The organism is Burkholderia sp. BCC1638, assembly GCF_902833195.1.
Taxonomy (GTDB): Bacteria; Pseudomonadota; Gammaproteobacteria; order Burkholderiales; family Burkholderiaceae; genus Burkholderia; species Burkholderia diffusa.
Genome location: NZ_CADFEC010000034.1, coordinates 38,620 through 64,907 on the forward strand (window position 1 = coordinate 38,620; position 26,288 = coordinate 64,907).

Below are 26,288 nucleotides of genomic sequence, written 5' to 3' on the forward strand. Positions count from 1 at the left end.
GCACGCCCCGGCCTCGCGAGGCACGATCCATGAGACACATTGTCGATGGCCACAAGTCGGGCCGCTATTGATATTAACTCACGACTTCATTCCCAAAACGCAACACCTCGGCAGGACTGATCCGCCCGTTTCGACGCCGGCATGTGACGTGTCCAGGGCCGATGGCCGGGCCGCCCGACCCGATTGCGCCGCGCCACAAGTTGATGACAAAGCCGCATTACCCTGTGCGGAAATATCGTTTGCCGCGCATGCGGCCGGCACACACAATCGGGGCGGCGTCGACGAGGTGCACGGCACCCGGCACGCCGACGGCCGCCCAGCGGCAGCCGGACGACAGACGAAGACGACACGCGTCGCGCACCGCGGCACCGGTAAATCCGGTCGATCCGGTGGATCCGGATCAAGCCCGCGAAGCAGTGCCGCCGACCGCCGGCCGGCCGCCGGCGCGTCGCCCTTCGTCACCAAAAAACAATCCCGGAGACAGCGCCCAGCACCCGCCATGCATTCAGATGCCCGCCCCGACTCGCCCCGTCCGTCCGGCTCGCCGCCCGCGAAGCCGTCCCTCCACCGCGCGCTGCAGGCGCGCCATCTGCGGATGATCGCGATCGGCGGCTCGATCGGCACGGGCCTGTTCGTCGCGTCCGGCGCGTCGATCTCGCAAGCCGGCCCCGGCGGCGCGATGGTCGCGTACATGCTGATCGGGCTGATGGTCTACTTCCTGATGACGAGCCTCGGCGAAATGGCCGCGTTCATGCCGGTGTCGGGCTCGTTCGCGACCTACGGCGCGAAATTCGTCGACGAGGGCTTCGGTTTCGCGCTCGGCTGGAATTACTGGTACAGCTGGGCGGTGACGCTTGCGGTCGAACTCGTCGCCGCGCAGCTCGTGATGCACTACTGGTTTCCGCACGTGCCGGGCGTCTGGTGGAGCGCGATCTTCCTCACGCTGATCTTCGCGCTCAACGCGCTGTCGGTACGCGGTTTCGGCGAAGCCGAATACTGGTTCGCGCTGATCAAGGTGCTGACGGTGGTCGCGTTCGTCGGCATCGGCCTGTTGATGATCTTCGGGATCATGCAAGGCGGCCCGAGCGCGGGCTGGGGCAACTTCACGATCGGCGACGCGCCCTTCGCGGGCGGTTGGGCAACGATGCTCGGCGTCGCGATGATCGCGGGCTTCTCGTTCCAGGGCACCGAAATGATCGGTGTCGCGGCCGGCGAATCGGAGAACCCGCGCACGACGATCCCACGCGCGGTCAGCCAGATCTTCTGGCGCATCCTGCTGTTCTACGTGTTCGCGATCTTCGTGATCGGCGTGCTGATTCCATACACGGACCCGAGCCTGCTGAAGAGCGACGTGACCGACGTCGGCGTGAGCCCGTTCACGCTCGTGTTCCGCCATGCGGGCCTCGCGTTCGCCGCCGGCGTGATGAACGCGGTGATCCTGACGGCCGTGCTGTCGGCCGGCAACTCCGGCATGTACGCGTCGACGCGGATGCTCTACAACCTCGCGGTCGAAGGCCGCGCGCCGAAGCTGTTCGCGAAGCTGTCCGCCGGCGGCGTGCCGCGCAATGCGCTGTACGCGACGACCGCCGTCGGCGCGCTGTGCTTCCTCACGTCGCTGTACGGCGACAAGACGGTGTACCTGTGGCTGCTGAACACATCGGGCATGGCCGGTTTCATCACGTGGCTCGGCATCGCGGTCAGCCATTACCGGTTCCGCAAGGGCTTCCTGAAGCAGGGCTTTCGGCTCGACCAGCTGCCATACCGGTCGAAGTGGTTTCCGTTCGGCCCGCTGTTCGCATTCGCGTTGTGCACGGTCGTCGCGCTCGGCCAGGACTACCAGGCGTTCCTCGCCGACAGGATCGACTGGGCCGGCATCGCCGCGACCTACATCGGCCTGCCGTTCTTCCTCGCGATCTGGCTCGGCTACGCGCTGGTGCGCAAATGCCGCCTCGTCCGCTACGAGGACATGGAGATCGCACCGTGGATCGAGCGCAACGCGATGCCCGAGGCGACGGTAAAGACCGATGCCGGCTATCCGGCCTACGTCGCCGCCCCGGCCAACCCGACGCCGGGCGCCTGACGCCCGGTCGCGCAACGGCCGCCGCCAGATCGCCGCGGCCGTTGCGCTGAAAACCCCATTCGACGCGGCGCGCGCGTTCAGGCAAGATCGACGCGCGCCGTCCGTTTTTCCGCCGTTACGAATCCCCGAAAACGCATGCAGAACTTCTACGAAGCCACCGTTACCCGCCAGCCCTACCCGCAACTGACCGGCACGATCGACACGCAGGTCTGCATCGTCGGCGGCGGCCTCGCCGGCCTGTGCACGGCTCTCGGCCTCGTCGAGCGCGGCGTGCGGGACGTCGTCGTGCTCGACGGCGAGCGGGTCGGCTTCGGCGCATCGGGCCGCAACGGCGGCTTCGTGTTCGGCGGCTACAGCCTCGACAACGCGGACCTGCTGCGCACGCTCGGCCGCGACGAAGGCCGCCGCCTGTACCGGCTCACCGTCGATGCGGTCGACCTGATCCGCGCGCGGATCGCCCGCTACGGAATCGACTGCGACATCGTCGACGAGGGCGTGATGCTCGCGAACTGGTTCGACGATCCATCGCGGCTCGACGGCGTGCGCACGCTGATGAAGCGGGAATTCAACGTCGACTGGGAACCGGTCGCGACCGACGCGCTGCGCGCGCGGCTGAAGACGCAGCGCTATTACGGCGGCCTGTTCGAGCCGAACGCGTTCCACTTCCATCCGCTCAAGTACGTGCTCGGCGTCGCGGCGGCCGCATCGCGCGGCGGCGCGCGCGTGTTCGAACGCTCGGCCGCGCTCGGCATCGCGCGCGAAGGCGCCGGCTACGTCGTGCGCACGGCGCAGGGCACGGTGCGCGCGAAGGACGTCGTGTTTGCCGGCGGCGGCTACGCGCGCGGCGTGTCGCCGCGCATCGAGCGCGCGGTGCTGCCGATCGCGACTTACGTGATCGCGACCGAACCGCTCGGCACGCGCCTGCCGGACGCGATCGACGCGCCGTACGCGATCTACGACACGCGTTTCGCGTTCGACTACTACCGCCCGCTGAAGGACACGCGCATTCTGTGGGGCGGCCGGATCTCCGTGCTCGACCGCGGCCCCGACGCGATCGCGCGGCTGCTGCGACGCGACCTGCTGCGCGTGTATCCGCAGCTCGAAGGCGTGAAGGTCGAATACGCCTGGGGCGGGCTGATGAGCTACGCGCGGCACAAGATGCCGCAGATCGGCCGCGACGCGGACGGCGTGTGGCACGCGATCGCATTCGGCGGTCACGGGATGGCGCCCACCACCGTCGCCGGCGAAGCGCTCGCCGCCGCGCTTGCCGGCGAGCGGCCCGTGCCGGAAGGCTTCGCCGCGTTCGGGCTCACGCGCACGTTCGGGCTCGCGGGCCTCGCCGCCGCGCAGCTCACGTACACCGCGTACCAGGCTCGCGACGCGCTCGCGTCGTGCCGGCGCTGAGCGGCGGCAGCAGCCGAAACCGCCCGGCCGATTAGAGCGAAAGGTCGGCCGGGCGGGCATTTCCCGCATGCTAGAATGGTTTCTTCATGCCGCCGCGAACTCACAACAAAGTCACATGAAAGCTGGAAGCAAGGCCGCCACGTCCGAAAGCCGCGCGCTTGCGACCGATGCGCGGCGCAAATACGATCCCGAGCAAACCAAGCGCAACATCCTCGACGTCGCCACGCAGGAGTTTTCCGCGATGGGCCTCGCCGGTGCGCGCGTCGACGCGATCGCCGAGCGCACGAACACGACGAAGCGGATGCTCTACTACTACTTCGAAAGCAAGGAAGGCCTGTACGAGGCCGTGCTGGAGAAGGTGTACGGCGACATCCGCGCGCTCGAGCAGGAACTGCACGTCGGCGACATGGAGCCGCGCGAAGGCATGCGCCGGCTCGTCGAATTCACGTTCGACTATCACGACAAGCATCGCGACTTCGTCCGCCTCGTGTCGATCGAGAACATCCACGGCGCGAAGTATCTCGAACAGCTGAAGTCGTTCAAGAACCGCAACGTCAGCATCATCAAGACGCTCGAGGAACTGCTCGAGCGCGGTGCGGCGAGCGGCGCCTTCCGCAAGGACATCGACGCGTTCGACCTGCATCTGCTGATCAGCTCGTTCTGCTTCCACCGCGTGTCGAACCGTTATACGTTCGGCGCCGCGTTCGGCCGCGATCCGTCGGCGCCGCGGCTGCGCGCGCGACATCGCGAGACGATCACCGACTCCGTGCTGCGCTACGTCGCCGCGTAGGCACACCGCGCGATTCCGCCCGAAGGCCGGCTGGCGATCACGCCACTCGCCGTCCGGCACATCTCCCGAACGTCGCCGCGCCGCGTGCAACCGGCATGAGCCGGACGCACGCGGCACGCTCATTCAGGCCGCCTCACGCCGCGCGTGCGTCGCGGGCGAGTCCGTCGGCACGGTCGACGCCAGCGCGATCCGCGCCTTCTCTTCCGGGCTTCCCGCCACGTAATATTTCTTCGCCCAGCTCGAATCCGGCGCGAGCGCGAGTTGCCGATGCGCACCGGCGCCATGCCGTTTCGTCTCGATCGACAGCGCCCGCGCGCGGTAGTGCTCGTAGAGCCGCAGGAATTCCGCGAGATAGATCGCCGCGATCCGCGTGTCGCGAATCTCGAGCAGGTTCTCGTCGTTGTATTGCTCGGAGTTGCGGCTCATGTTCGCCGAGCCCGTATAGACGATCGGGTTCGCGCCTTCCGCATCGATCACGATGAACTTGTGGTGGATCACGACCGGCGGATACGCCGGCGCCGGCTCGCCCGGAAAGAGGCGCAGCTCCGGCTCGAAACCCTTCGGCACCGTCGCCGGCGAAAAATACGCGGCATCGATCACGTCGCGCCGATCGCGCTGGCGATGATAAAGCTCGAGGTTCGCGAGCGTCGCCGCATCGAGCGACTGCCCGTCGTGCTGCGCGGCATCGGCCTTCGTCGCGCTGCCGACGTTGATGCGGTTCACCAGGCCGAACATCATCAGGCCGCGATCGCCGGCTGCAAAGCATGCGTCGCGCAGCGCAGCGTCGGTCGGCATGAACAGGCAGAACGACACCGAATGCTTCGCGGCCGCGATCGCGGCGACGATCGTATCGATCTCGGTGCGCTGCCCCGCCGGCTCCGGCGAAAACGCGACGCGCACCTGCGCGCTGCCGATCGTCATCGGCGCCGACCAGCCCGCCGACAACTTCGCCGTCTCCGCGATCGGCGGATTCGCGGCCAGCGCGTGCGCACGCGCGTTGTACAGCGCCGCGAGCGCCGGCGAATCGAATGCGTGCAGCACGTTCGCCTGCTCCGTCAGCCCTTCGGTCGTGAAGTTCGCGGAACCGGTCAGCACGCGCGCGGGCGTCACCGCGGTTGCCACATTTGCCGGTGCGTCGGTCACGATGAACTTGTCGTGCATGATGTGCGTCTGGTCGCGCGGCGCGAGCGTCGCGAGGCCCTGCAGCGCGTCGACGGCCGGCTGGTTCGGCGACGGCAGCGGCGGCTTGCCCTTGCGCGCGGTCGTGTGCGCGTCGTAGACGATCGCGAGCGACGCTTCGCCGTGCCGCCGTCCGAACGCCTCGAAAGCGGGCAGCGCCCACAGCGTGTCCGTCAGGTGATAGACGGCCGACACCGCGCGCGACGCGGGGTCGAGCATCGCCGCGAACACCTGCTCCATGTCGTTCGCGAGCCACGTGCGCAGCTTCAGTGCCTGGTCCGCGCTCGGCGCGGCATCCGGCGCGAGACCCAGTGCCGCGACCTGCTTCGCGAACGCCTGCGAGCTGACGACCGCACGGTTGAACCACGTGCCGACACCGTCCACGACGTGCGCGGGCAGCACGACATCGCACACGCCGGCCTCCGCATCGAGCACCTGCAGGTGCTCCGGCGTGCCGACGACCGGATAGACGTCATAGCGGAACGACGCGTCGCGGTCCTGCGGATCGATGCGCGCGTCCCACCACATGAATTTCTGGATCGGCGCCTGGTCGGTCGGTGCGTCGCCCTGCGTGTCGGCGGCCGGGCCGTCGAACGTGAGCCGGTTCGGCAGCCAGCTGTTCGGCGCCCGCGTCTTGCCGTCGGCCGACCAGAAGCCCGGCGTACGCCGGATCGCGAAGCCGAGGAAGTCCGTGCGCGATGCCGCATCGGGCCAGTCGAAGGCAAGCAGGACGAGGGTCGGGGAAAGATAACTGCGTACGCTGACGGTCATTCGTTGCTCCTGCCGGGCGGCCCGGTCGAGATGAATGAGTCAGTGTTGACGGTGGTTCTTCCCGCGCGATGACGGTTCGATGAACCTTGTATGTCGGACCCGCGTCAGTCGCACACGAGCAGCTCGATGCCGCGTGCGGTCAGCGCGCGGCGCACGGCCTTGTCCGGCGCGCGCTCGGTGACGAGGTAGCGCGCGGCCGATGTGCCGTTGATCCGCACCGGCGTCACGCGGCCGAACTTCGAATGGTCGGCGACGATGATCGCCGTGCCGGCCGCCGCGATCATCCGGCTGCGCACTTCGGCGGCGAGCCGCGAATAGTCGGTGCAGTCGCCGTCCGACGTGATGCCGCCCGCGCCGACGAACGCGAAATCGACATGGTATTGCGCGAGCTGCTGGATCGTATCGAGCCCGAACGTCGCGTCCTCGTCGTCGGACAGTTCGCCGCCGAGCAGCGTCACGCGATTGCCGTTGCGCCGCGCGAGCACGAATGCCGTGCGCCAGTCGTTCGTGTAGATCGACAGCCGGTGCCGGTCGGCCAGCGCGAGCGCGACCGCATGCGGCGTGCTGCCCGAGTCGATCAGCACCGATGCGTCGTCGGGTACGAATTCGGCCGCGCGTCGCCCGATCGTGCGCTTCGCTTCGGCGTTCGCCGCTTCACGCTCGGACAGGCTCGGCTCGCGGCGGTCCGCCGCCAGCGCGCCGCCGTGCGTCATCACGAGCAGGCCGCGCGCCGCGAGCGCATTCAGATCGCGCCGGATCGTCTCGCGCGATACGTCGAGCGAGCGCACGAGTTCGGCGACCGACAGCGCGCCCGATCGTCCGAGCTCCGACAGAATGTATTGATGACGTTGTTCCGCCAGCATCGCAATGCGCCCGAGGCGACTGGTAATGGGTAAGCCGACCATTGTATTACGGCCGTTTGACCGCCATTTGACGGCGGCGCGGCTGGCGGTCGGCGCGTTTCACGAAAGCGAAATTCTGTATTGCCCGATGCGCGCGAATCGGCACGGCAAGCGGTTGCTACACTCTGCGTTTCGCCGAACGACAGACCATCAAGGGGCTTGCGCAATGTATCGCAAAGGCAGTGTGCTCGAAATCCAGTTTTCGCCAGAACGACTCAACGACGGCGCGGGCGATCCGTACTGGATCGACCTGACGCTCGACGAGGCGCGCCGGCTGTACGAACAGCTCGCCGCGCGCTTCGCGACCGACGCTCGCGCAAACCAGCCGCTCGACACGTTCTCGCTCGACTGATCCTCCGTCCTTTCCGCGCGCCACGGCGCGCTTTCATGCCGCAGCACCTTCATCTGGCCGGCCGGTAACGGAATGGCCGCCGCGCTCGCGCCACAGGCGAATGCAAAATCCGACAAGACGGCGGCTCCGGTTCCGCCGATACTGGCCGACTTCACGATTCGTCCGGCCGTATCGCGGCCCGCCATGCATGTTTAACTCGCTCGTCGCCGCGGCTTTCGTCGCGCTGTGGTCCACCGGCTTCATCGTCGCCCGGGCAATCAAGCCGTACGCCGATCCGAACCTGTTCCTGCTCGCGCGTTTCGCCGGCACGGCCGTGCTGTTCGGCGCGGTGGCGCTCGCCGCGCGCGCGCCGTGGCCGGCCCGCCGCGAATGGCCGCGCCACCTGATCGCGGGCGCGCTGCTGCAAGGCGTCTATCTCGGCGCCAGCTACTGGGCCGTCGCGCAGGGACTGAATGCGGGCGTGATGGCGTTGCTCGGCGCGCTGCAGCCGCTCGCCACCGCCGTGCTCGCGGTGCCGCTGTTCAATGAGCGCCTGCCCGCGCGCGGCTGGCTCGGGATGGCGCTCGGCCTCGCCGGCGTCGCGCTCGTGCTCGCGCCGAAAGTGGCGGGCGGCGTCGCGCCGCTGCCGGGCGCTGCGCCCGCGTGGTTCGTCGTGGCCGTGTCGATCCTGTCGGTCGGCTCGATCACCGCCGGCTCGCTGTATCAGAAGGGCAAGCTCGCGCAGAACGACCTGCGCACGGCCGTCGCCGTGCAGAACCTGGGCGCGGCGATCGTCGCGGCGGTCTTCGTCGTGCTGCTGCACGAAACGCGCTGGATCGGCGCGCCGGCGCTGTGGATCTCGCTCGTGTGGGGCATCGTGCTCCTGTCCGGCGGCGCGGTCACGATGCTGATGTGGATGCTGCGGCGCGGCAACGCCGCGCGCGCGACGTCGTTGCTGTTCCTCGCGCCGCCGCTCGCCGCGCTGCAGGGCTACTTGCTGTTCGGCGAAACACTCGCGGCCGTCCAGCTCGCCGGCTTCGGGCTCGCGCTGGTGGGCGTCGTGCTCGCGCGGCGCTGACGCGGGCGAGCGGCAGCAGAGAGCCTCCTCATCGCGCCCCTTTCATGCATCGAAACGAGGCATCCGCGTGCACGCCGGACCCCGCCGCCCCGCGCGCTGCCCCATGACGATGCAACGCGTCTCGCCGATGCAACGCGCGGCCGCCGGATCGCATGCCCGGCGCGGCGCCGGGCAGCGATTGCGCTTATGATGAGCGCCTTGCATTTCGTTCCGGAACCACCCTCCATGACATCCGCCGATTACGCCAGCCGCCAACGCGCGATCATTGCCGAACTGAACGTCGCCCCGCAATTCGACGTCGATGCCGAAATCGCCCGCCGCGTCGACTTCCTCGCGCAGTACCTTCGTTCGACCGGCTTGCGGACCTACGTGCTCGGCATCAGCGGCGGCGTCGATTCGTCAACGGCCGGGCGGCTCGCGCAACTGGCGGTCGAACGGCTGCGCGCCGACGGCTACGACGCCCGCTTCATCGCGATGCGCTTGCCGAACGGCGTGCAGAACGACGAAGCCGATGCACAGCGCGCGCTCGCGTTCGTGCGCGCGGACGAGACGTTCACGGTCGACGTGAAGCCGGCGGCCGACGCGATGCTCGCATCGCTCGTCGCCTCCGGCCACGCGTTCGAAAACCCGGCACAGCAGGATTTCGTGCACGGCAACATCAAGGCACGCGAGCGCATGATCGCGCAGTATGCGGTCGCCGGCGCGCGGCGCGGCATCGTGATCGGCACCGACCACGCGGCCGAATCGCTGATGGGTTTCTTCACGAAGTTCGGCGACGGCGGCGCGGACGTGCTGCCGCTCGCCGGCCTGAGCAAGCGCCGCGTGCGTGCGGTCGCCCGCGCGCTGGGCGGCGACGAACTGATCGTGATGAAGGTGCCGACGGCCGACCTCGAGGAACTGCGTCCGCTGCGCCCCGACGAGCACGCGTATGGCGTCACCTACGACGAGATCGACGATTTCCTCGAAGGCAAACCCGTGGCCGACAGCGTGTACGAAACGGTGCTGCGCTTCTACGACGGCTCGCGCCACAAGCGCGCGCTGCCGTACACGCCGTTCGACTGGCCGGCCGCGTAAGCCGGCCGCATAAGCCGGCCCCGTCGCCGCCGCACCATGCCGTGCCGCGCGAACCTCGCGGTTACGCGCGGCACATGCACGACGGGCGACGCTACGCGTGCCCGCCCGTCTTCTTCGCCTGCAGTGCACGAATCCGCATCCGCGCGCCCGTATCGCTGACCGTCGCGTCGTACATCGTCGCGAGATCGCGCTTGAGCGCGGTGCGCGAACCGCCGTCGAGATACACCATGTGCCCCGACGGATAAAAGCGCGCGGACAGGTTCTGCCGCACCTTCTGATCCTCGAGCGGCATCTGCTGCAGGTCGATCACGGTCTGGTAGAACGGCGTGACGAAATCGTAGAGGCCGTTCGCCGACAGCACCTTCAGGTCGACGTTCAGCGCCATCACCGCGGCGAGATCGCCGGCCGTATAGAGGATCACGTTCCCCTTCGCATCGATACCCTGCTGCGCGCCGGTCGGATCGATGTGGCTGAAGTCCCAGTTCTGGAACGCCTGGTCGTTCAGGTCCGTGAACGCGGAATTCGACGTGAACTTCAACTGCTCGTTCAGGTAGCTGTTCCACATCGCCGTGTAGACGCCGGTCACGGCCGTCATCGTCGGATCGTTGCCGCCCGAGTTCGGATCGATCTTGCCGGCGATGCCCGACGAGATCCCGGTCACGCGGCCGTCGTACGACCCGAGCGCCAGCCCCTGCGCGTGCAGCAGCGTCGTCAGGAACAGCGAATTGCCACGCGCGTCGTAGCCCGCGATGTCGAGCCCCCAGGTCTGCAGCGTCGCGGCGTCGATGCCCGTGTAACCCGACAGCTTCCGCACGGCGGCCGGATCGGCATGCGGCACGTTGCGCAATGCGGTCAGGTAATCGGTACGCGCGAACTGCGCGACTTCCTCGACGAACGTGCCGAGATCGGTCGGCGCGGGCGTGACGCCGAGCTTCTTGTGATACCACGCGTCCGCTGCGGCGGTCGGCAGCGCGCCGACCGGGTTGCCGGCCTGCCGGTAGTCGAGGATCGACGACTGCAGCGTGACGCCGTTCAGGTCGACGCCGTCCTCGTGCAGCTTGTACGCGAGCACGCAGCTGCGCGCGGTGCCGTACGACTCGCCGAACAGGTATTTCGGCGAATTCCAGCGGTTGTTCTTCGTCAGGTAGCGCTTGATGAACTGCTTCAGCGAATTCGCATCCTGGTCGACGCCCCAGAAATTGCGGTTCTTGTTCGGCGCGACGGCCGCCGAATAGCCGGTGCCGACCGGGTTGATGAACACCAGGTCGCTGTGGTCGATCATGCTGTCCGGATTGTCTTCCATCTGGTACGGCGCGGGCGGCGTGAATCCCGGCATCGAGGTCTTGATGCGCTTCGGCGCGAACGAGCCGAGCAGCACGAACACCGACGATGACCCGGGCCCGCCGTTGTAGAAGAACGTGACGGGCCTCGTCTCCTCCTTCGCGCCGTCGGCCGTGAACGCGACGTAGAAGATCTTCGCGGCCGGCAGCGAACTGCTCGGGTCGACCGTCACGAGATGGCCGGCCGTCGCCGTGTACGCGATGCGCTTGCCGTCGATCAGGATCGTATGGTGCGTGATCGCGGCCGCTTCGGTCGTGTCGGTGACCGAGTCGTCGGGGCCGTTGCCGTACGCGACCGGATCGAAGAACGGCTGGTCGCGGCCGTGGCTCAGCGCGACCGGATTGATGGTCGGCGGCACGCCATGCGAATTGTGGTCGCCGTGATGCAGCGGATACACGCCGCCGGAGGATGCGGAATCGATGCCCATCGTGCTGCTCCTGGAGGTGAAAAAAGACGCGGGCAGGAAACCCGCGTCGCGTGGAAAGGCCGGTGCCGGCGTGTCAGCTCGACGGCTTGCGCCCGAGGATTGCCGCGAGTTTCGCGCCGTCGGGGCTACCGAGGCCCGTGCATGCATCCCAGCCGGACGCGGCTGCATACGTGCCGTTCGAGCCTTTGGTGATGTCGCGCAGCGCGCCCGGATTCTTGTACAGCGCCGGATTGATCCAGCCGGCCGATGCGCCTGCCGCCGCGTTGATCCGTGCGATCAGCGCGGCCCACAACGGCGCGACGGCGCTCGTGCCACCCATCACCGCGGGCGTGCCCGCGATCGACACCTCGTAGCCCGTCTGCGGCGACGCATCGCCGGCGACGTCCGGCACGCCGCGCTTCGCGAGCGGCACGCTGCTGCCGTCGGCGAGCGCAACCTTCAATCCTTGCTGCCATGCCGGCAGGTCGAACAGCGTGCTGACGCCGCCGCCGCCCGCGCCGCCACCGGCCGCCTCGTCGTTCCACGTGACTTCGCCGCGGATGCCCTGCCGGGGCAGCGCATCGAGCTGCGTGCCGCCGCAGCCGAGCACATACGGGCTCGACGCGGGGAAGTCGACGTGATCGGTGCCGTCCTGCAACCCGTCGCCCGAGCCGCTGTCGCCCGACGCCGCGCACACGGTGATGCCCTGCGCGGCGGCCGCCTGCAACACACGGTTGAACGCCTGCGCCGACTGCGCCTGCCAGATCGCTTCCGGCCCGCCCCAGCTGATCGAAATCACCGACGGTCTGTTGGTCTTGTCGGTGACGGCCGCGTTGACGGCCTGGATGAAGCCCGCGTCGCTGTTCGGCGCGAAATAGACCGCGATCTTCGCGGCCGGCGCGATCGCACCGGCGATCTCGATGTCGAGCGCGACTTCACCGTCCGGGCCGTTCGCGTCGCCGGTCGGCGCGTTGCGGCCGGTGCCGACGTTGACGTCGACGAGCGTCGGCGGCGTGTCGATGCCGAGCCCGCGGAAATACTGCTGGATATCGGCCGCGCGATAGCCGCCGCCGAGTTCGACGATCGCGATGCACTGCCCGGCGCCGTCGCCGGCCGGAAAACCGTACAGCGACGCTAGCTGGATCGGCGTGAACGTGACGCTCGTGGCGCCGCGCGCGGGCCTGAACGGCGGACGCAGCCGGAAGTGCGGCCGCGCCTGCGGGCGGCTGTCGAGGCCGAGCACGGCCGTGACGGCGTCGCCGAGCTCGTCCGGCAGCGCGATCGGGCCCGAGCGGCCGCGGTACTGACCGATCGAACGATGCTCGAAACGCTCGAGCTTCACGCTGAATGCCGCTTCGAACTGCTGGATCGTGCCCGACAGCACGACGACGCTTTCGACCGGATCGACGCGATCGACCGTCAACTGATGACGACGCGCGAAGTCCTCGGTCTTGCGGATGTCGTCGGAATGGGCGGAGAAACGCTGCGCGAAGGCTTCGCGCGACAGCGGTTTCGCCTGTGCGTCGCCGGTGGCGAGCTGGTGGACCAACGTATCGAGTTGCCCTTCTTCCTGCCGCCGCAACATGATCGTGACGTGGATGCGTTCTGCCGGATCGCACGGGCCGAGGCACTTGGACTCGGGGACGATTCGGGGTTCACGGTCGGCGTGAAGATGCCTTGCCATGTTCTGACCCTCCTTGGTACCGCGTTGCACGGAACAGCCAGGAAATCGGACATAGCCGGCGGAAGTCGGTTCCGTTCGGTCAGTCGGTTCGCGAATGCGCGAAGTTAAAGGGAGTTTAGATCAGTCAGACGATTTGCGCGCACGCCCTTCTGCGGCGGGGCATGGGCGCGAAGGCCGGCATTGCACGCGGCCTCCGTCGATCGTCGTATCGCTGTCGCGCGGCCCGTCGACCCGCACGGCAGCGATGCGGCTCAATCCATCGACAGCCGCAGCGCGAACCCGATCAGCGCAGCGGAAAACGTCCAGCGCTGGACCGTCTGCGCGAGCGGATGCGCGCGCATCCACGCCGCGATGCGCGACGCGCCGAACACGCATGCGAGGTCGAAGCACACGCCGGCCGCGACCAGCAGCGCGCCGAGCTCGAACATCTGCCACACGACGGGCCCGGCCTCGGGCCGCACGAACTGCGGCAGCAGCACCGAGCAGAACAGCAGCGCCTTCGGATTCAGCAGGTTCGTCAGCAGCCCCTTGAAGAAAGACTGCCGCAGTTCGTCCGAGGCCGCCTCGTCGCCGTCGCCGAGTGCGAACACCGGCGAGCGGAACACCTGGATCGCGACGTACGCGAGATAAAGCGCGCCGCCGTAACGGATCGCTTCGTACAGCCACGGCGCGCTGCGGATCAGCGCCGCGACGCCGCACGCGGAGAGTGTCACGTGCGCGGTGCGTGACAGCGAAAGGCCTGCCGCCGCCGCCATGCCCGGGCGCACGCCGCGGCCGATGCTGGTCTGCAGCACGAGCGCCATGTCGGGCCCGGGCACCGCGTAGATGGCCGCCAGCGCGGCGAGATAAATCAACAGCAAATGCGTGGAAATCATGGTCTGCCCCCGTCCCTCAATGACGATATGTTGCCGCTGGAGGTGGAGGGATTATTGGCCATCTTTGGCTCAGGATTGGCGATCCATAGCGGAATCCGCCACAATCATGGAATCCAGACACGGATTCCGCCAACATGACCGAACTCGACAAAACCGATCGCGCGATTCTCGCCGCGGTGCAGCGCGACGGCCGCCTGCCGATCGCGCGCCTCGCCGATTCCGTCGGCCTATCCGAAACGCCGTGCGCGCGGCGCCTGAAACGTCTCGAAAACGACGGCTACATCGAGCGCTACCGCGCACAGCTGTCACGCCAGGCGCTCGGCTTCGGCGTCGTCGCGTTCGTGCTCGTGCGGTTCGCGACGCACGACCGCAAGGTCGCCGACCGGTTCGAACGGGAAGTGCTCGGCATCGAGCGGATCCTCGCGTGCCACAACGTCGCGGGCACGGCCGACTACCTGCTGCAGGTGGTCGCGCGCGATCTCGACGACTACGGCACGTTCCTGCGCGACTCGCTGCGGATGCTGCCGGGCGTCACGTCGATCGAATCGGCGCTGTCGCTACGGGAGGTGAAGCATGACGCGGGGTTGCCGGTGCCGTGACGCAGGCCGCGGCCCGCTCCGGCGTGACATTCGTCCACAGTGCCGGCGTTGCCCGGCCGCACGCGGGTTCACACGATGTCGGGCGACTGGTGCGCGCGCTCGAGATCCTCGAGAAACGCTTCGACGAGCGGATCGCCGCGCCCGTCGCGCGCCACGACCATATGGAACGTGACCTCGTAATGCAGCCGATCCGGGCTGAGCGGCGCGAGGAGCCCTTGCGCGACATACGGCGCCGCGAAGTGCTGCGGCAGATAGCCGAGGTGATGGCCTGACAGGATCAGCAGCGCGACCGCCTCCATGTTGTCGGCGGTCGCGGTCACGCGATCGGGCGTGGTCGACATCTGCGCCTCCGGCAGCGGATACGAGCGCCAGGCCCATTCGAATCCCGCGACGTCGGCTGGCGTCAGCGCGCCGGCGCGTTCGAACAGCGGATGGCCGCGGCCGCAGTATGCGACCTGCCGCTCGATGAACAGCGGCGTGTAGTGCAGCGTCGGCACGCGATGCCAGAAGTAGCCGACCGCGATCTGGATCTCGCCGCTCAGCAGTTTTTCCTCGAGATCGCCCGGCGCGCGCACCGAAATCGAGAAGCGCACGGCCTGGTCGCGCGTGCGGAACGCGGCGATCGCCTCCGCGATCCGCGCGTTCTGGCTGACCGGCGTATGGCCGATCAGGCCGATATTCAGCGTACCGACGAGTTGGCGGTCCATGTGACGCGCGGCCATCCCGAATTCGTCGAGCGCGGCGAGCAGCTTGCGGCTCATCGCGTGGAACCGCTCGCCCTTCGGCGTGAGCCGGAAGCCGCTGCGGCCGCGCTCGCAGAGCCGGTAGCCGAGCCGCGTCTCGAGCGACGACAGTTGCGCGCTGATCGTCGACTGGCCGACGTTCAGCATCGCCTGCGCGGCCGACACGCCGCCCGCGTCCGTGACCGCGAGAAACACGCGGATCAACCGCAGATCGAGGGTCGACAGATTCCCCAGCACGCTATTCCCCTTCCATACATCGATGAAAATCGATGTTTACGTCGATATCTTCGCATTCTTCTTTCCGGTCGGACGCGTAAAACTATGCGCCAGGCCGCGTCGAATGATACGGCAACCCCACATCGGAAGAGACAAGCCCATGAACGACCACACCCATTTCCAGCCGCTCGGCGGCAATGAAATGCCGCGCAGCGGCGGCATCGCGACGATGATGCGCCTGCCGCACGTGGCGAGCGCCGCCGGCCTCGACGCGTGTTTCGTCGGCGTGCCGTTCGACCTCGGCACCTCCAATCGCACCGGCGCACGCTTCGGCCCGCGCCAGATCCGCACGGAATCGGTGCTGCTGCGCCCGTACAACATGGCCACGCGCGCCGCGCCGTTCGATTCGCTTCAGATCGCCGACATCGGCGACGTCGCGATCAACCCGTACAACCTGCACGATTCCATCGCGCGCATCGAGACCGCGTACGACGCGATTCTCGCGCACGACTGCAAGCCGATCACGCTCGGCGGCGACCACACGATCGCGCTGCCGATCCTGCGCGCGATCCACCGCAAGCACGGCAAGGTTGCATTGATCCACGTCGATGCACACGCCGACGTGAACGATACGATGATGGGCGAAAAGATCGCGCACGGCACGCCGTTCCGCCGCGCGGTCGAGGAAGGCCTGCTGCACGGCGACAAGGTCACGCAGATCGGCCTGCGCGGCACCGGCTACGCAGCCGAGGATTTCGACTGGTGTCGCGAGCAGGGCTTTCGCGTGGTCCAGGCCGAGGAATGCTGGAACAAGTCGCTCGCCCCGCTGATGGAAGAAGTGCGCGCGCGCATCGGCGACACGCCCGTCTACATCAGCTTCGACATCGACGGCATCGATCCGGCCTACGCGCCGGGCACCGGCACGCCGGAAATCGCGGGCCTCACGGTGCCGCAGGCGCTCGAGATCATCCGCGGCGCGAAAGGGCTGAACATCGTCGGTTGCGATCTCGTCGAAGTCGCGCCGCCGTACGACCCGTTCGGCACCACGGCCCTGCTCGGCGCGAACCTCGCCTACGAGTTGCTGTGCGTGCTGCCCGGCGTCGCGTACCGCGACTGATCCCGGCGCACGGCCTATTCCAAATCAGAGGATTCCAGAGGAGCACATAACAGATGGGGACTGCCATCAAGCAACCGAAGCGGGCGGCGCTCGCTTCATTCGTCGGCACCACGATCGAATGGTACGACTTCTATAGCTACGCGACCGCCGCCGCCATCGTGTTCGGCCCGCTGTTCTTTCCCGGCGAAAGCCGTTTCGTCAGCCTGCTCGCGTCGTTCGGCTCGTTCGCGGTCGGCTTCTTCGCGCGGCCGCTCGGCGGCGTGATGTTCGGCTATCTCGGCGACCGCTTCGGCCGCAAGCGCTCGCTGCTCGCGACGCTGATGCTGATGGCCGTGTCGACGGTCGCGATCGGCCTGCTGCCGACCCATGCGCAGGCCGGCGTGATCGCACCGATCCTGCTGGTTCTGATGCGCGTGCTGCAAGGCATCGCGGTCGGCGGCGAATGGGGCGGCGCGGTGCTGCTCGCCGGCGAGCATGCGCCCGAAGGCAAGCGCACGTTCTTCGCGTCGTTCGCGCAGCTCGGCAGCGCGAGCGGCCTGATCCTGTCGATGCTCGCGTTCGGCGCGATCAGCACGCTGTCGAAGGACGACATGATGAGCTGGGGCTGGCGCGTGCCGTTCCTCGCGAGCGCCGTGCTGCTGGCGGTCGGCTTCGTGATCCGCGCGAGCGTGTCCGAGTCGCCCGAGTTCGAGGAAGTCAGGAAGAGCGGCAACACCGCGCAGAACCCGGTGCGCGAGGCGCTCAAGTACTGGCCGCTGCTGCTGCTCGCGATCGGCGCGAACGTGTACGGAATCGCCGGCGTGTATTTCAGCAACATCTTCATGATCAGCTACGCGACGCAGTTCCTGTCGCTCGACCGGTCGATGGTGCTGCATTGCATGACGATCGTCGCTGTGCTGCAGTTCGTCGTGCAGCTCGCCGCCGCGTTCATCGCGCAACGCTTCGGCACGACGCGCGTGTTGCTGATCACCGGCGCCTGGGCCGCGATCGTGCCGTTCGTGATGCTGCCGCTCGTGCACATGGGCACGCCGTTGTCGATCACGGTCGGCGTCGGCCTCGCGACGCTCGCGGAATCCGGCTACTACTCGGTGGTCGCGGGTTTCGTCAGCGGCATCTTCATCGCGCGCATCCGCTGCACGGCGATCTCGATCGCGTACCAGGTGTGCGGTGCGATCGCCGGCGGCCTCACGCCGCTCGTCGCCACGCTGATCGCACAGAACACCGCGCCGCAATGGTGGCCGCTCGCGATTCAGTACACGAGCGCCGCCGTGCTGTCGTCGGTGTGCGTGTGGCTGATCTCGCGCCGCGTCAGCATCGACGATGCCGGCGCGCCCGGCAAGGCGGACGAAGCGTTGCCGCGCGGCGCACGCACCGCGTAACCCCACGCAACGGGCAGGCGACATCGCCTGCCCGTTTGCATGGGCGTACCGCGGTACGCCGCAACGTCCCCAAACGCTCATCGCGACATGCGGGCCGCCGTTTATGCCGCCCGATCGTCGATCGCGACGACATTCACCCCGCGTTCGCGCGTTATCGCACCTGGCTGCGCAGCGTCTTCGCGGCGGCGACCATGTTCGTCAGCGCCGGAATCACTTCCGCCCACTGGCGCGTCTTCAGCCCGCAGTCCGGGTTCACCCACAGGCGCTCCGCCGGAATCCGCTCGGCCGCCTTCCTCATCAGGCCGACGATATGATCTTGCGTCGGGATGTTCGGTGAGTGGATGTCGTACACGCCCGGCCCGATCTCGTTCGGATACCTGAAGCTGTCGAACGCGTCGAGCAGCTCCATGTCCGACCGCGACGTCTCGATCGTGATCACGTCCGCGTCCATGTCGGCGATCGACGCGATGATGTCGTTGAACTCCGAATAGCACATGTGCGTATGGATCTGCGTATCGTCCTGCACGCCGTTCGCGGTGATGCGGAACGACTCGACCGCCCACTCCAGGTACTCGCCCCATTGCGCGCGGCGCAGCGGCAGTCCTTCGCGCAGCGCCGCCTCGTCGATCTGGATCACGCGCACGCCGGCCTTCTCGAGATCGAGCACTTCGTCGCGGATCGCGAGCGCGAGCTGGTAGCACGACACCGAACGCGGCTGGTCGTCGCGCACGAACGACCAATTCAGGATCGTCACCGGGCCGGTCAGCATGCCCTTCATCGGCTTGTTCGTCAGCGACTGCGCATACGCGATCCATTCGACCGTCATCGCCTTCGGGCGGCTGATGTCGCCGAACAGGATCGGCGGCTTCACGCAGCGCGAACCGTACGACTGCACCCAGCCGAATTGACTGAATGCGTAGCCGTCGAGCTGCTCGCCGAAGTATTCGACCATGTCGTTGCGTTCGGCTTCGCCATGCACCAGCACGTCGAGCTCGAGCGACTCCTGCTCGCGCACGCTGCGCGCGATTTCCGCCTGCATCGCCTCGCGGTAACCGGCTTCATCCAGCGCGCCGGCCTTGAACTGGCTGCGCGCCAGGCGAATCTCGGCGGTCTGGGGAAACGAGCCGATCGTCGTCGTCGGGAACGCCGGCAGGTTCAGGCGCGCGGACTGTTTCGGCGCGCGCTGCGTGTACGGGCTCGCGCGATTGCCGAGCTGCGCGTCGATGCGCGCGATCGCGGCCTTCACCGCCGGGTTGTTCACGCGCGGCGAGCGACGGCGTGCTTCGATCGCGGCGGCGTTCGCGGCGAGCGCGTCGGTCACCTTGTCGCGGCCTTCGTTCAGCGCGGTCGCGAGCACCTTCAGTTCGTCGAGCTTCTGCAGCGCGAACGCGAGCCATGCACGGATCTCCGCGTCGAGCTTCTCCTCGTTCGCGAGATCGACCGGCACATGCAACAGCGAGCACGACGGTGCGAGCCACAGGCGATCGCCCCGTCGCTTCGCGAGCGGTTCGAGCCAGTCGAGCGTCGCGTTCAAGTCCGTCTTCCAGATGTTGCGGCCGTTGATCGCGCCCACCGACAGCACGCGGTCGGCCGGCAGTTCGCGCACGAGTGCATCGATTTCGTCGCGGGCGTTGATCGCATCGATGTGCAGGCCGTCGACCGGCAGCGAGACCGCGAGCGTCAGGTTTTCCTTGAGCTGTCCGAAGTATGTCGCGAGCAGCAGCTTGATGCGGCGCGTCTCGAGCGCGTCGTACGCGGTGCGCAGCGCCAGGCGCCATTCGGCGTCGAGCTCGGTGACGAGGATCGGTTCGTCGATCTGCACCCATTCGACACCCTGCGCGGTCAGCGTGTCGAGCAGCGCACCATATACCGGCAGCAACTTCGGCAGCAGCGCGAGGCGATCGGAATCGTCCTTCGCCTTGCCGAGCCACAGATACGTGACGGGGCCGAGAATCACCGGCTTCGCGGCGACGCCCTGCGCCTGCGCTTCCGCCAGTTGCTGGAGCAGGCGCGACGGATCGAGCGAGAAGTTCGTGTCCGCGTGGAACTCCGGCACGATGTAGTGATAGTTCGTGTCGAACCACTTCGTCATTTCACCGGCCGCGACACCGCCGCAGCATGCCGCGTGTTCTTCCGCCGACTGCGCCGAACGGCCGCGCGCGACGCGGAAATAGTTGTCGAGCGCATCGCCATGGAAGTCCTGCACGCGTTTCGGCAGGTTGCCGAGCGTGAAGCTCATGTCGAGCACCTGATCGTAGAACGCGAAATCGCCGATCGGTACGAGATCGAGGTCGCGCTGGTCGTTCCAGTGGCGTTGGCGAAGTTCGGCGCCGAGTGCCTTCAGTTCGTCGCGCGACGATTCACCCTTCCAGTAGCGTTCGAGACCGAACTTGAGTTCGCGCTTCGCGCCGATGCGCGGAAAACCGAGGTTGTGTGTTGTAACCATGAAGCTGCCATCCAGAAGAAATTGAAGATCCGGCAGCCATCATAGGGATTTCATCCCATGAAATAAAATGGCATTATTTCATTCATCCATTAAATCTGTTCATGTATCTGCCGGGTGAACGATCTCCATGCTGGAACGATTCCATCTCGTCGTGATCCGCGAAGTCGAGCGCCAGGGCTCGCTGACCGCGGCCGCCAATGCGCTGCATCTCACGCAATCGGCGCTCAGCCATACCGTCCGGAAAATCGAGCAGCAGCTCGGCACGCCGATCTGGGACCGGGAAGGACGCGGCCTGCGGCTCACGCAGGGCGGGCAGTATCTGCTGAAGCTGGCGAACCGGCTGCTGCCGCAGTTCGACCTCGCCGAGGAGCGGATGAAGCAGTACGCGAAGGGCGAGCGCGGCACGCTGCGCATCGGTATGGAGTGTCATCCGTGCTACCAGTGGCTGCTGAAGGTCGTGTCGCCGTATCTGTCGCGCTGGCCGGACGTCGACGTCGACGTGAAGCAGCGCTTCCAGTTCGGCGGCATCGGCGCGCTGTTCGGCCATGACATCGACGTGCTCGTGACGCCCGATCCGCTGAACAAGCCGGGGCTGCGCTTCGATCCCGTGTTCGATTACGAGCAGGTGCTGGTGGTCGCGGACGCGCATCGGTTCGCGAACGCCGACTACGTGACGCCCGAGCAGCTGACCGACGAGGTCCTGATCACCTACCCGGTCGAGACCGACCGGCTCGACATCTACAACCAGTTCCTGACGCCGGCCGGCATCGTGCCGAGACGCCACAAGTCGATCGAGACGACCGACATCATGCTGCAGATGGTGGCGAGCGGGCGCGGCGTGGCCGCGCTGCCGAGGTGGCTTGCCGATGAATACGCGGACCGGATGCCGGTCGTGCCGGTCAAGCTCGGCAAGAAGGGCATTGCGAAACAGATCTTCCTCGGCATCCGCGAGGCGGATGCGTCGATCGACTATCTGGCCGCATTCGTCGCGCTGGCGCGCGAATCGACATGGAGCGCGCCACGCATGCTGCGCTAGCCGCGCTCGCACGCCGCGCACTTCCGGCGGCCGCATGTCGGTGCGCAGGCGAGTGTTCACTATATGGATGACGACGCGAGCCTTGCACGGCAAGTTGCGTCACGACGTCACGGCGCCTTCCCCTTACACATCCGTAAGACCATGATTCGTCATCCGTACTGTCATCAAACTGACTGCTAGCGAAAGCTAGGATCGGACGCGGTTCCCTTACGAGATGCCGTCATGAATCATCCTGCTTCGTCCGCACCGAGCAATTCGGGTTCAGTCGCACGCACCAGGCAGGTCGGCTATGCCGTGTTCCTGCTGGTGCTCGCATTCGGCGCCGCCTATATCGCCACGCACCTGATCGCCGATCTGTCGCCGGTCCGCGAAGGATCGCTGTTCCCGTACCTGATGCTCGGCGCCGCGCTGCTGATCGCGCTCGGCTTCGAATTCGTCAACGGCTTCCACGACACCGCGAACGCGGTGGCCACCGTGATCTATACCCACTCGCTGACGCCCAACGTCGCGGTGATCTGGTCCGGCATGTGGAACTTCCTCGGCGTGATGGTCTCGAGCGGCGCCGTCGCGTTCGGCATCCTGCAGTTGCTGCCGGTCGAACTGATCCTGCAGGTCGGAAGCGGCGCCGGCTTCGCGATGGTGTTCGCGCTGCTGATCGCCGCGATCATGTGGAACCTGGCGACCTGGTATTTCGGGCTACCGTCGTCGAGCTCGCATACGCTGATCGGGTCGATCATCGGCGTCGGCCTGATGAACCAGTTGATGCACGGACCATCCGGCACGAGCGGCGTCGACTGGGGCCAGGCGCTCGGTGTCGGCAAGTCGCTGCTGTTTTCGCCGATCGTCGGCTTCCTGTGCGCGTCACTGCTGCTGCTCGTGCTGAAAGCGCTCGTGCGGGTTCCCGAGCTGTACAAGGAGCCACAGAGGGATCAACCGCCGCCGTTCTGGATTCGGTGCCTGCTGATCCTGACCTGCACGGGTGTGTCGTTCGCGCACGGATCGAACGACGGGCAGAAAGGGATGGGCCTCATCATGCTGATCCTGATCGGTACGGTGCCGACCGCGTATGCGCTGAACAAGGCCGTCACGCCGGCCGAATCGCAGACCTTCGTCGCCGTCGCGAACCAGGCTGCCGCGACGTTCGGGAAGTACACGAACGGCGTCGCGCCGTCCGCGAACCCACGCGCCGACGTCGAGCACTACGTGCAGCATCGTGAACTGACGCCCGCCGTGCTGCCTGCAGTGCAACAGCTGTCCACGTCGCTCGCGACCGCGGTCGGCGTGTCGGGGTCGATGGCTGCGGTGCCGCAACGCGACGTCGACAACGTGCGCAACACGATGTATCTGGTGTCCGAAGCAATTCGCCTGATCGAGAAGTCGGGGCAGCCGGCGCTCGCCGCCGACGACAAGCTCGCAATCGACAACTATCGCAAGCAACTCGACCACGCGACCAAGTTCATTCCGACGTGGGTGAAAGTCGCCGTCGCGATCGCACTGGGCCTGGGCACGATGGTCGGCTGGAAGCGGATCGTCGTGACCGTCGGCGAGAAGATCGGCAAGCAGCATTTGACGTATGGGCAGGGCGCGTCGGCCGAACTCGTCGCGATGCTGACGATCGGCGCCGCCGACGTGTACGGGCTGCCCGTGTCGACGACGCACGTGCTGTCGTCGGGCGTCGCGGGCACGATGGCCGCGAACGGATCCGGGTTGCAGTGGAGCACGGTGCGCAGCCTCGTGCTCGCGTGGGTGCTGACGCTGCCCGCGTCAATCGTGCTGGCAGGCGGGCTCTACTGGTTGTTCCGGTCAGTGGCTTGATCGGGTAAACGGGACGCGGCCGGTGAAAGCCGGTCGCCTGCCGTGGAAAATATCTCCGTCCCTTCTCCGCTTCGACACTTCTCGGCATTCGATGGGGCCGTGCCACGTCCTTGCCTTTTCCGCCTTTCCGGATTGGAGAGCAAGATCTGGAGCGCGCCAGCACACGGGCGCCGCTAGACTGGGTTCATCAACTTTCATCGTGGCTTCGACCGTGCACGCGACGCTTGCGAATATTCCGCGCGATCGTACGGCACCACAACGCTGACGAACCGAGGTACGCCCGTGAATATCGCCAATCTGCAACCTGCCGTCGAATCGCCGGACATCGCGCAACGCGTCGATGCAATCGACTGGCCGGCCGTCGATATCGAGCTCGATCGCTACGGATGTGCGCGAGTACCGGGCCTGATCTCCGCGAGCGAGTGCGATGCGCTCGCCTCGCTCTATCCGCGGGATGCGCTCTATCGTTCGCGCGTCGTGATGGCACGGCACGGCTTCGGGCGCGGCGAATACAAGTACTTCGCGTACCCGCTGCCCGGGGTCGTCGCCGAGCTGCGCGCGACGCTCTACCCGCATCTCGCGCCGATAGCCAATCGCTGGAACCAGGCACTCGGGATTGACGTCCGCTATCCGAAAGAGCACCGGACTTTCCTCGATCGCTGCCACACGGCGGGACAGACACGACCGACGCCGCTGATCCTGCAATACGGTCCCGACGACTACAACTGCCTTCATCAGGACCTGTACGGCGAGCATGTCTTTCCGCTTCAGGTCGCTATCCTGCTGTCGGTACCTGGTCGGGATTTCACGGGCGGCGAGTTCGTGCTGACGGAACAGCGACCACGCATGCAGTCACGCGCGGAAGTGGTGCCGCTGATACAAGGCGACGCGGTGATCTTCGCCGTCCACGGCAGGCCCGTGCAGGGAACGCGCGGCGTCTACCGCGTCAACTTGCGCCATGGCGTGAGCAGAATCCGAAGCGGCCACCGCCACACGGTCGGCATCATCTTCCATGACGCGCAATGACGGCCTGCGGGGTGCAACGCGATGTTGTCGCGCCATTCGGCATGCGGGTGAGTTTGCGCAACAGGCACCGCACATCATTGCGCGAGGATCGTTGTGCGGTGCCGCCGCCGCATGGTCCGCGCATCACCAATGGTGACGGGCGACGGGCACACTGTCCTGCAGACGATCGTCGCCATGACGGATCGACGTGTCAAGTGAGCGACAAAAAAACTGAAGCCCTCACCCGTCGCGACGCCGATGCAATGAGAAGTCTCGCTTACCCGCGGGCCGCATTTGCCCGCAGGCGATCGCCAGCATTGGAAGCCAGCCGCGCATAGCCAGGCAACGTCAGCAGCGCGAGCACGCCCGCCGCAACGAACGCCCAGCGAAAGTCGTCGAGCACGTAATGCACGCCGGCCGCGTCGCCACGCACCAACGCCGCGAGCCGCAGCGACAACGCACCGAATGCAATCCCCATCCCGATCGTCATCTGCTGTGCAGCACTCCACAGCGTGCTGGCCGCGCTCGTCTGTCGAGCCGGGATATCCGCATACGCCAGCGTCGCGAGCGTCGTGAACTGCATCGACCGCGTGAGCCCGTAGACGAATACGACGAACAGCGTGATCGCCAGCGGCGTCGACGCCGTCAGCCAGCCACACGCGATCGTGAAGAGACCGACGATCGTCACGTCGACGAGCGCAACGCGCCGGAAACCGAATCGATCGAGGATCCACGACGTTCCCGCCTTCATTCCGAGATTGCCGAGCGCGCTGGCGAGCAGCAGCAGGCCGGACTGGAACGGCGACAACCCGAAGCCGATCTGGAACAGCAGCGGCAGCAGGTACGGCACGGCGTTGATCGCCATCCGCGTGATGGAGCCGGTGATCACCGTCACCGAAAATGTCGGCACCTTCAGCGTCGTGAAATCGAGCAGCGGATGCGCACAGCGTTGCGCGTGCATCCACGCGGCGATGCCGAACAGCACGCTCGCGCCCACCAGAATACCCGCGCGCGTGAAGTCGACGTCCTGCTGGCCAGCTGCTTCGGTACCGATCAGCAGACAGGTCAGCGCAGCGCCTGCCAGCACGAAGCCGACCCAGTCGAGCGGTCGGTGCACGTCGGCACGCGTGTTCCGGACAATCAGCCAGGTACAGACGAGCGCAACAACGCCGAACGGGACATTCAGCAGGAAGATCCATCGCCATGACGCGTAGGTCGTGATGAAGCCACCAATGGGCGGCCCGACGACCGGCGCGACAATGCCTGGCCACGTGATCGTCGCGATTGCGCGCATCAGCTTAGCCTTCTCGGTGCTGCGAACGATGATCATCCGTCCGACCGGCACCATCATCGCTCCGCCGACACCCTGCAGCAGACGCGCGGCCGTGAACGTCATCACACCCTCGGACAGCCCGCACAGCACCGACGCGCCGGTAAAGACGAAGATGGCGGTGGCAAACACCGTGCGCGAGCCATAACGATCTGCGATCCAACCGCTGATCGGGATGAACACCGCGAGCGCCAGCATATAGGCGGTCATCCCGAGGCTCAGCGCGTTCGGCCCGACGCCGAACGAGCGCGCCATCTGCGGCAGCGCGGTCGCGATCACGGTCGTGTCGAGATACTCCATGAAGAACGTTGCAGCGACCAGATATGGTAAGAAGTCGGTCGTCCGACCACTTTGTGCAGGGCTGTCAGTCATGAACGGTGCGGGAAACGGAATCGAAGGACACCGAGTGCCGGTTTATACAGATGAACACCGGGAATCGGGATGAACGGCGATATTACCCCGAAGGGCTGCTTATCCGCTTTGCCGAGCATGTCGCGCAAATGGACTTTATGCGCATAGATTTTTATGACGATATCGTGCCGCAGTCACCGAATGGCGGGACTGACCTGCCCCCTGCAAACAGGGCCAGCCGGAGTCTAGTAAAGTTCGTTTTCGGAGAAGAAGACGAACATGAAGAAGCGCTTTACGGAACAGCAAATCATCGGGTTTCTGAAGGAAGCCGAGGCC

At 66.7% G+C, this 26,288-nt stretch carries 20 protein-coding genes and 1 pseudogene; 13 read left to right on the forward strand and 8 right to left on the reverse strand.

Translation table 11 applies throughout. The annotated features are described in order from the left end of the window. Positions 1-499: 499 nt before the first annotated feature. The 3 genes and pseudogenes from HWX22_RS27320 to HWX22_RS27330 form a co-directional block, all read left to right on the forward strand. A pseudogene (locus tag HWX22_RS27320) lies at positions 500-1,987 on the forward strand (amino acid permease); the annotation flags it as partial. Between the two features lie 228 nt (positions 1,988-2,215). After that, on the forward strand, positions 2,216-3,484 hold the full coding sequence (locus HWX22_RS27325; protein ID WP_059818540.1) for an FAD-binding oxidoreductase: 1,269 nt from the start codon (positions 2,216-2,218) through the stop codon (positions 3,482-3,484). Positions 3,485-3,599: 115 nt separating this feature from the next. Further along, positions 3,600-4,274, forward strand: a complete 675-nt coding sequence (locus tag HWX22_RS27330; protein ID WP_059464545.1) for a TetR family transcriptional regulator — start codon at positions 3,600-3,602, stop codon at positions 4,272-4,274. Positions 4,275-4,397: 123 nt separating this feature from the next. Here HWX22_RS27330 and HWX22_RS27335 read toward each other — a convergent pair whose 3' ends face one another. Both HWX22_RS27335 and HWX22_RS27340 read right to left on the reverse strand, forming a co-directional pair. After that, positions 4,398-6,224, reverse strand: coding sequence for a phospholipase D-like domain-containing protein (locus HWX22_RS27335; RefSeq protein WP_175911868.1), 1,827 nt, complete (start codon positions 6,222-6,224; stop codon positions 4,398-4,400). A gap of 104 nt (positions 6,225-6,328) precedes the next feature. Then, positions 6,329-7,087, reverse strand: a complete 759-nt coding sequence (locus tag HWX22_RS27340) for a DeoR/GlpR family DNA-binding transcription regulator (protein ID WP_059532616.1) — start codon at positions 7,085-7,087, stop codon at positions 6,329-6,331. A 205-nt stretch (positions 7,088-7,292) separates the two neighbouring features. Here HWX22_RS27340 and HWX22_RS27350 point away from each other — a divergent pair, with 205 nt between their 5' ends. The 3 genes from HWX22_RS27350 (at position 7,293) to nadE (ending at position 9,609) form a co-directional block, all read left to right on the forward strand. Continuing rightward, positions 7,293-7,478, forward strand: coding sequence for a hypothetical protein (locus HWX22_RS27350; RefSeq protein ID WP_006752380.1), 186 nt, complete (start codon positions 7,293-7,295; stop codon positions 7,476-7,478). A gap of 187 nt (positions 7,479-7,665) precedes the next feature. Continuing rightward, entirely contained in the window at positions 7,666-8,535 is an 870-nt protein-coding gene (locus HWX22_RS27355) for a DMT family transporter (protein WP_175911870.1), read from the forward strand. A 225-nt stretch (positions 8,536-8,760) separates the two neighbouring features. Further along, entirely contained in the window at positions 8,761-9,609 is an 849-nt protein-coding gene (gene nadE, locus HWX22_RS27360; RefSeq protein WP_059532621.1) for an ammonia-dependent NAD(+) synthetase, read from the forward strand. A 91-nt stretch (positions 9,610-9,700) separates the two neighbouring features. Here the strand turns inward: nadE and HWX22_RS27365 are convergent, their stop codons facing one another. From HWX22_RS27365 to HWX22_RS27375, 3 genes are all read right to left on the reverse strand, one after another. Then, the gene (locus tag HWX22_RS27365; protein ID WP_175916779.1) at positions 9,701-11,377 is read right to left on the reverse strand and encodes a peptidase S1; all 1,677 of its coding nucleotides are present in this window, start codon (positions 11,375-11,377) and stop codon (positions 9,701-9,703) included. Between the two features lie 73 nt (positions 11,378-11,450). Beyond that, entirely contained in the window at positions 11,451-13,040 is a 1,590-nt protein-coding gene (locus tag HWX22_RS27370) for a S53 family peptidase (protein ID WP_175916780.1), read from the reverse strand. A 251-nt stretch (positions 13,041-13,291) separates the two neighbouring features. Continuing rightward, positions 13,292-13,915 carry a LysE family translocator gene (locus HWX22_RS27375; protein WP_059532629.1) on the reverse strand — a complete coding sequence of 208 codons (624 nt, stop codon included), beginning with the start codon at positions 13,913-13,915 and terminating at the stop codon, positions 13,292-13,294. 134 nt (positions 13,916-14,049) lie between these two features. Here HWX22_RS27375 and HWX22_RS27380 point away from each other — a divergent pair, with 134 nt between their 5' ends. Further along, entirely contained in the window at positions 14,050-14,514 is a 465-nt protein-coding gene (locus HWX22_RS27380; protein ID WP_044848788.1) for an Lrp/AsnC family transcriptional regulator, read from the forward strand. Between the two features lie 68 nt (positions 14,515-14,582). On the opposite strand, the gene HWX22_RS27385 is transcribed toward HWX22_RS27380, so the two are convergent. Then, positions 14,583-15,494: a LysR family transcriptional regulator gene (locus HWX22_RS27385; RefSeq protein ID WP_175911879.1), complete on the reverse strand. Its 912-nt coding sequence runs from the start codon at positions 15,492-15,494 to the stop codon at positions 14,583-14,585. 139 nt (positions 15,495-15,633) lie between these two features. Here HWX22_RS27385 and speB point away from each other — a divergent pair, with 139 nt between their 5' ends. Further along, positions 15,634-16,590: an agmatinase gene (speB, locus tag HWX22_RS27390; protein WP_059464555.1), complete on the forward strand. Its 957-nt coding sequence runs from the start codon at positions 15,634-15,636 to the stop codon at positions 16,588-16,590. Positions 16,591-16,643: 53 nt separating this feature from the next. Further along, on the forward strand, positions 16,644-17,969 hold the full coding sequence (locus HWX22_RS27395; RefSeq protein ID WP_175916781.1) for an MFS transporter: 1,326 nt from the start codon (positions 16,644-16,646) through the stop codon (positions 17,967-17,969). Between the two features lie 151 nt (positions 17,970-18,120). Here HWX22_RS27395 and metE read toward each other — a convergent pair whose 3' ends face one another. Beyond that, positions 18,121-20,415, reverse strand: coding sequence for a 5-methyltetrahydropteroyltriglutamate--homocysteine S-methyltransferase (gene metE / locus HWX22_RS27400; protein ID WP_175916782.1), 2,295 nt, complete (start codon positions 20,413-20,415; stop codon positions 18,121-18,123). 127 nt (positions 20,416-20,542) lie between these two features. Between metE and HWX22_RS27405 the strand changes: the two genes are divergently transcribed. The 3 genes from HWX22_RS27405 (at position 20,543) to HWX22_RS27415 (ending at position 24,292) form a co-directional block, all read left to right on the forward strand. Next, positions 20,543-21,451, forward strand: coding sequence for a LysR family transcriptional regulator (locus tag HWX22_RS27405; RefSeq protein ID WP_175916783.1), 909 nt, complete (start codon positions 20,543-20,545; stop codon positions 21,449-21,451). A 222-nt stretch (positions 21,452-21,673) separates the two neighbouring features. Continuing rightward, entirely contained in the window at positions 21,674-23,266 is a 1,593-nt protein-coding gene (locus HWX22_RS27410) for an inorganic phosphate transporter (protein ID WP_175911881.1), read from the forward strand. Positions 23,267-23,548: 282 nt separating this feature from the next. Then, positions 23,549-24,292 (forward strand): 2OG-Fe(II) oxygenase, encoded by a 744-nt coding sequence (locus tag HWX22_RS27415; protein ID WP_175911882.1) that lies wholly within the window; start codon positions 23,549-23,551, stop codon positions 24,290-24,292. Positions 24,293-24,548: 256 nt separating this feature from the next. Here the strand turns inward: HWX22_RS27415 and HWX22_RS27420 are convergent, their stop codons facing one another. Further along, complete coding sequence (locus HWX22_RS27420; RefSeq protein WP_175916784.1) at positions 24,549-25,973, reverse strand: DHA2 family efflux MFS transporter permease subunit; 1,425 nt, start codon at positions 25,971-25,973, stop codon at positions 24,549-24,551. A gap of 50 nt (positions 25,974-26,023) precedes the next feature. Here HWX22_RS27420 and HWX22_RS31810 point away from each other — a divergent pair. Then, positions 26,024-26,288, forward strand: a 265-nt coding sequence (locus HWX22_RS31810; protein WP_208456629.1) for a hypothetical protein, incomplete at its 3' end; no start/stop codon positions are given.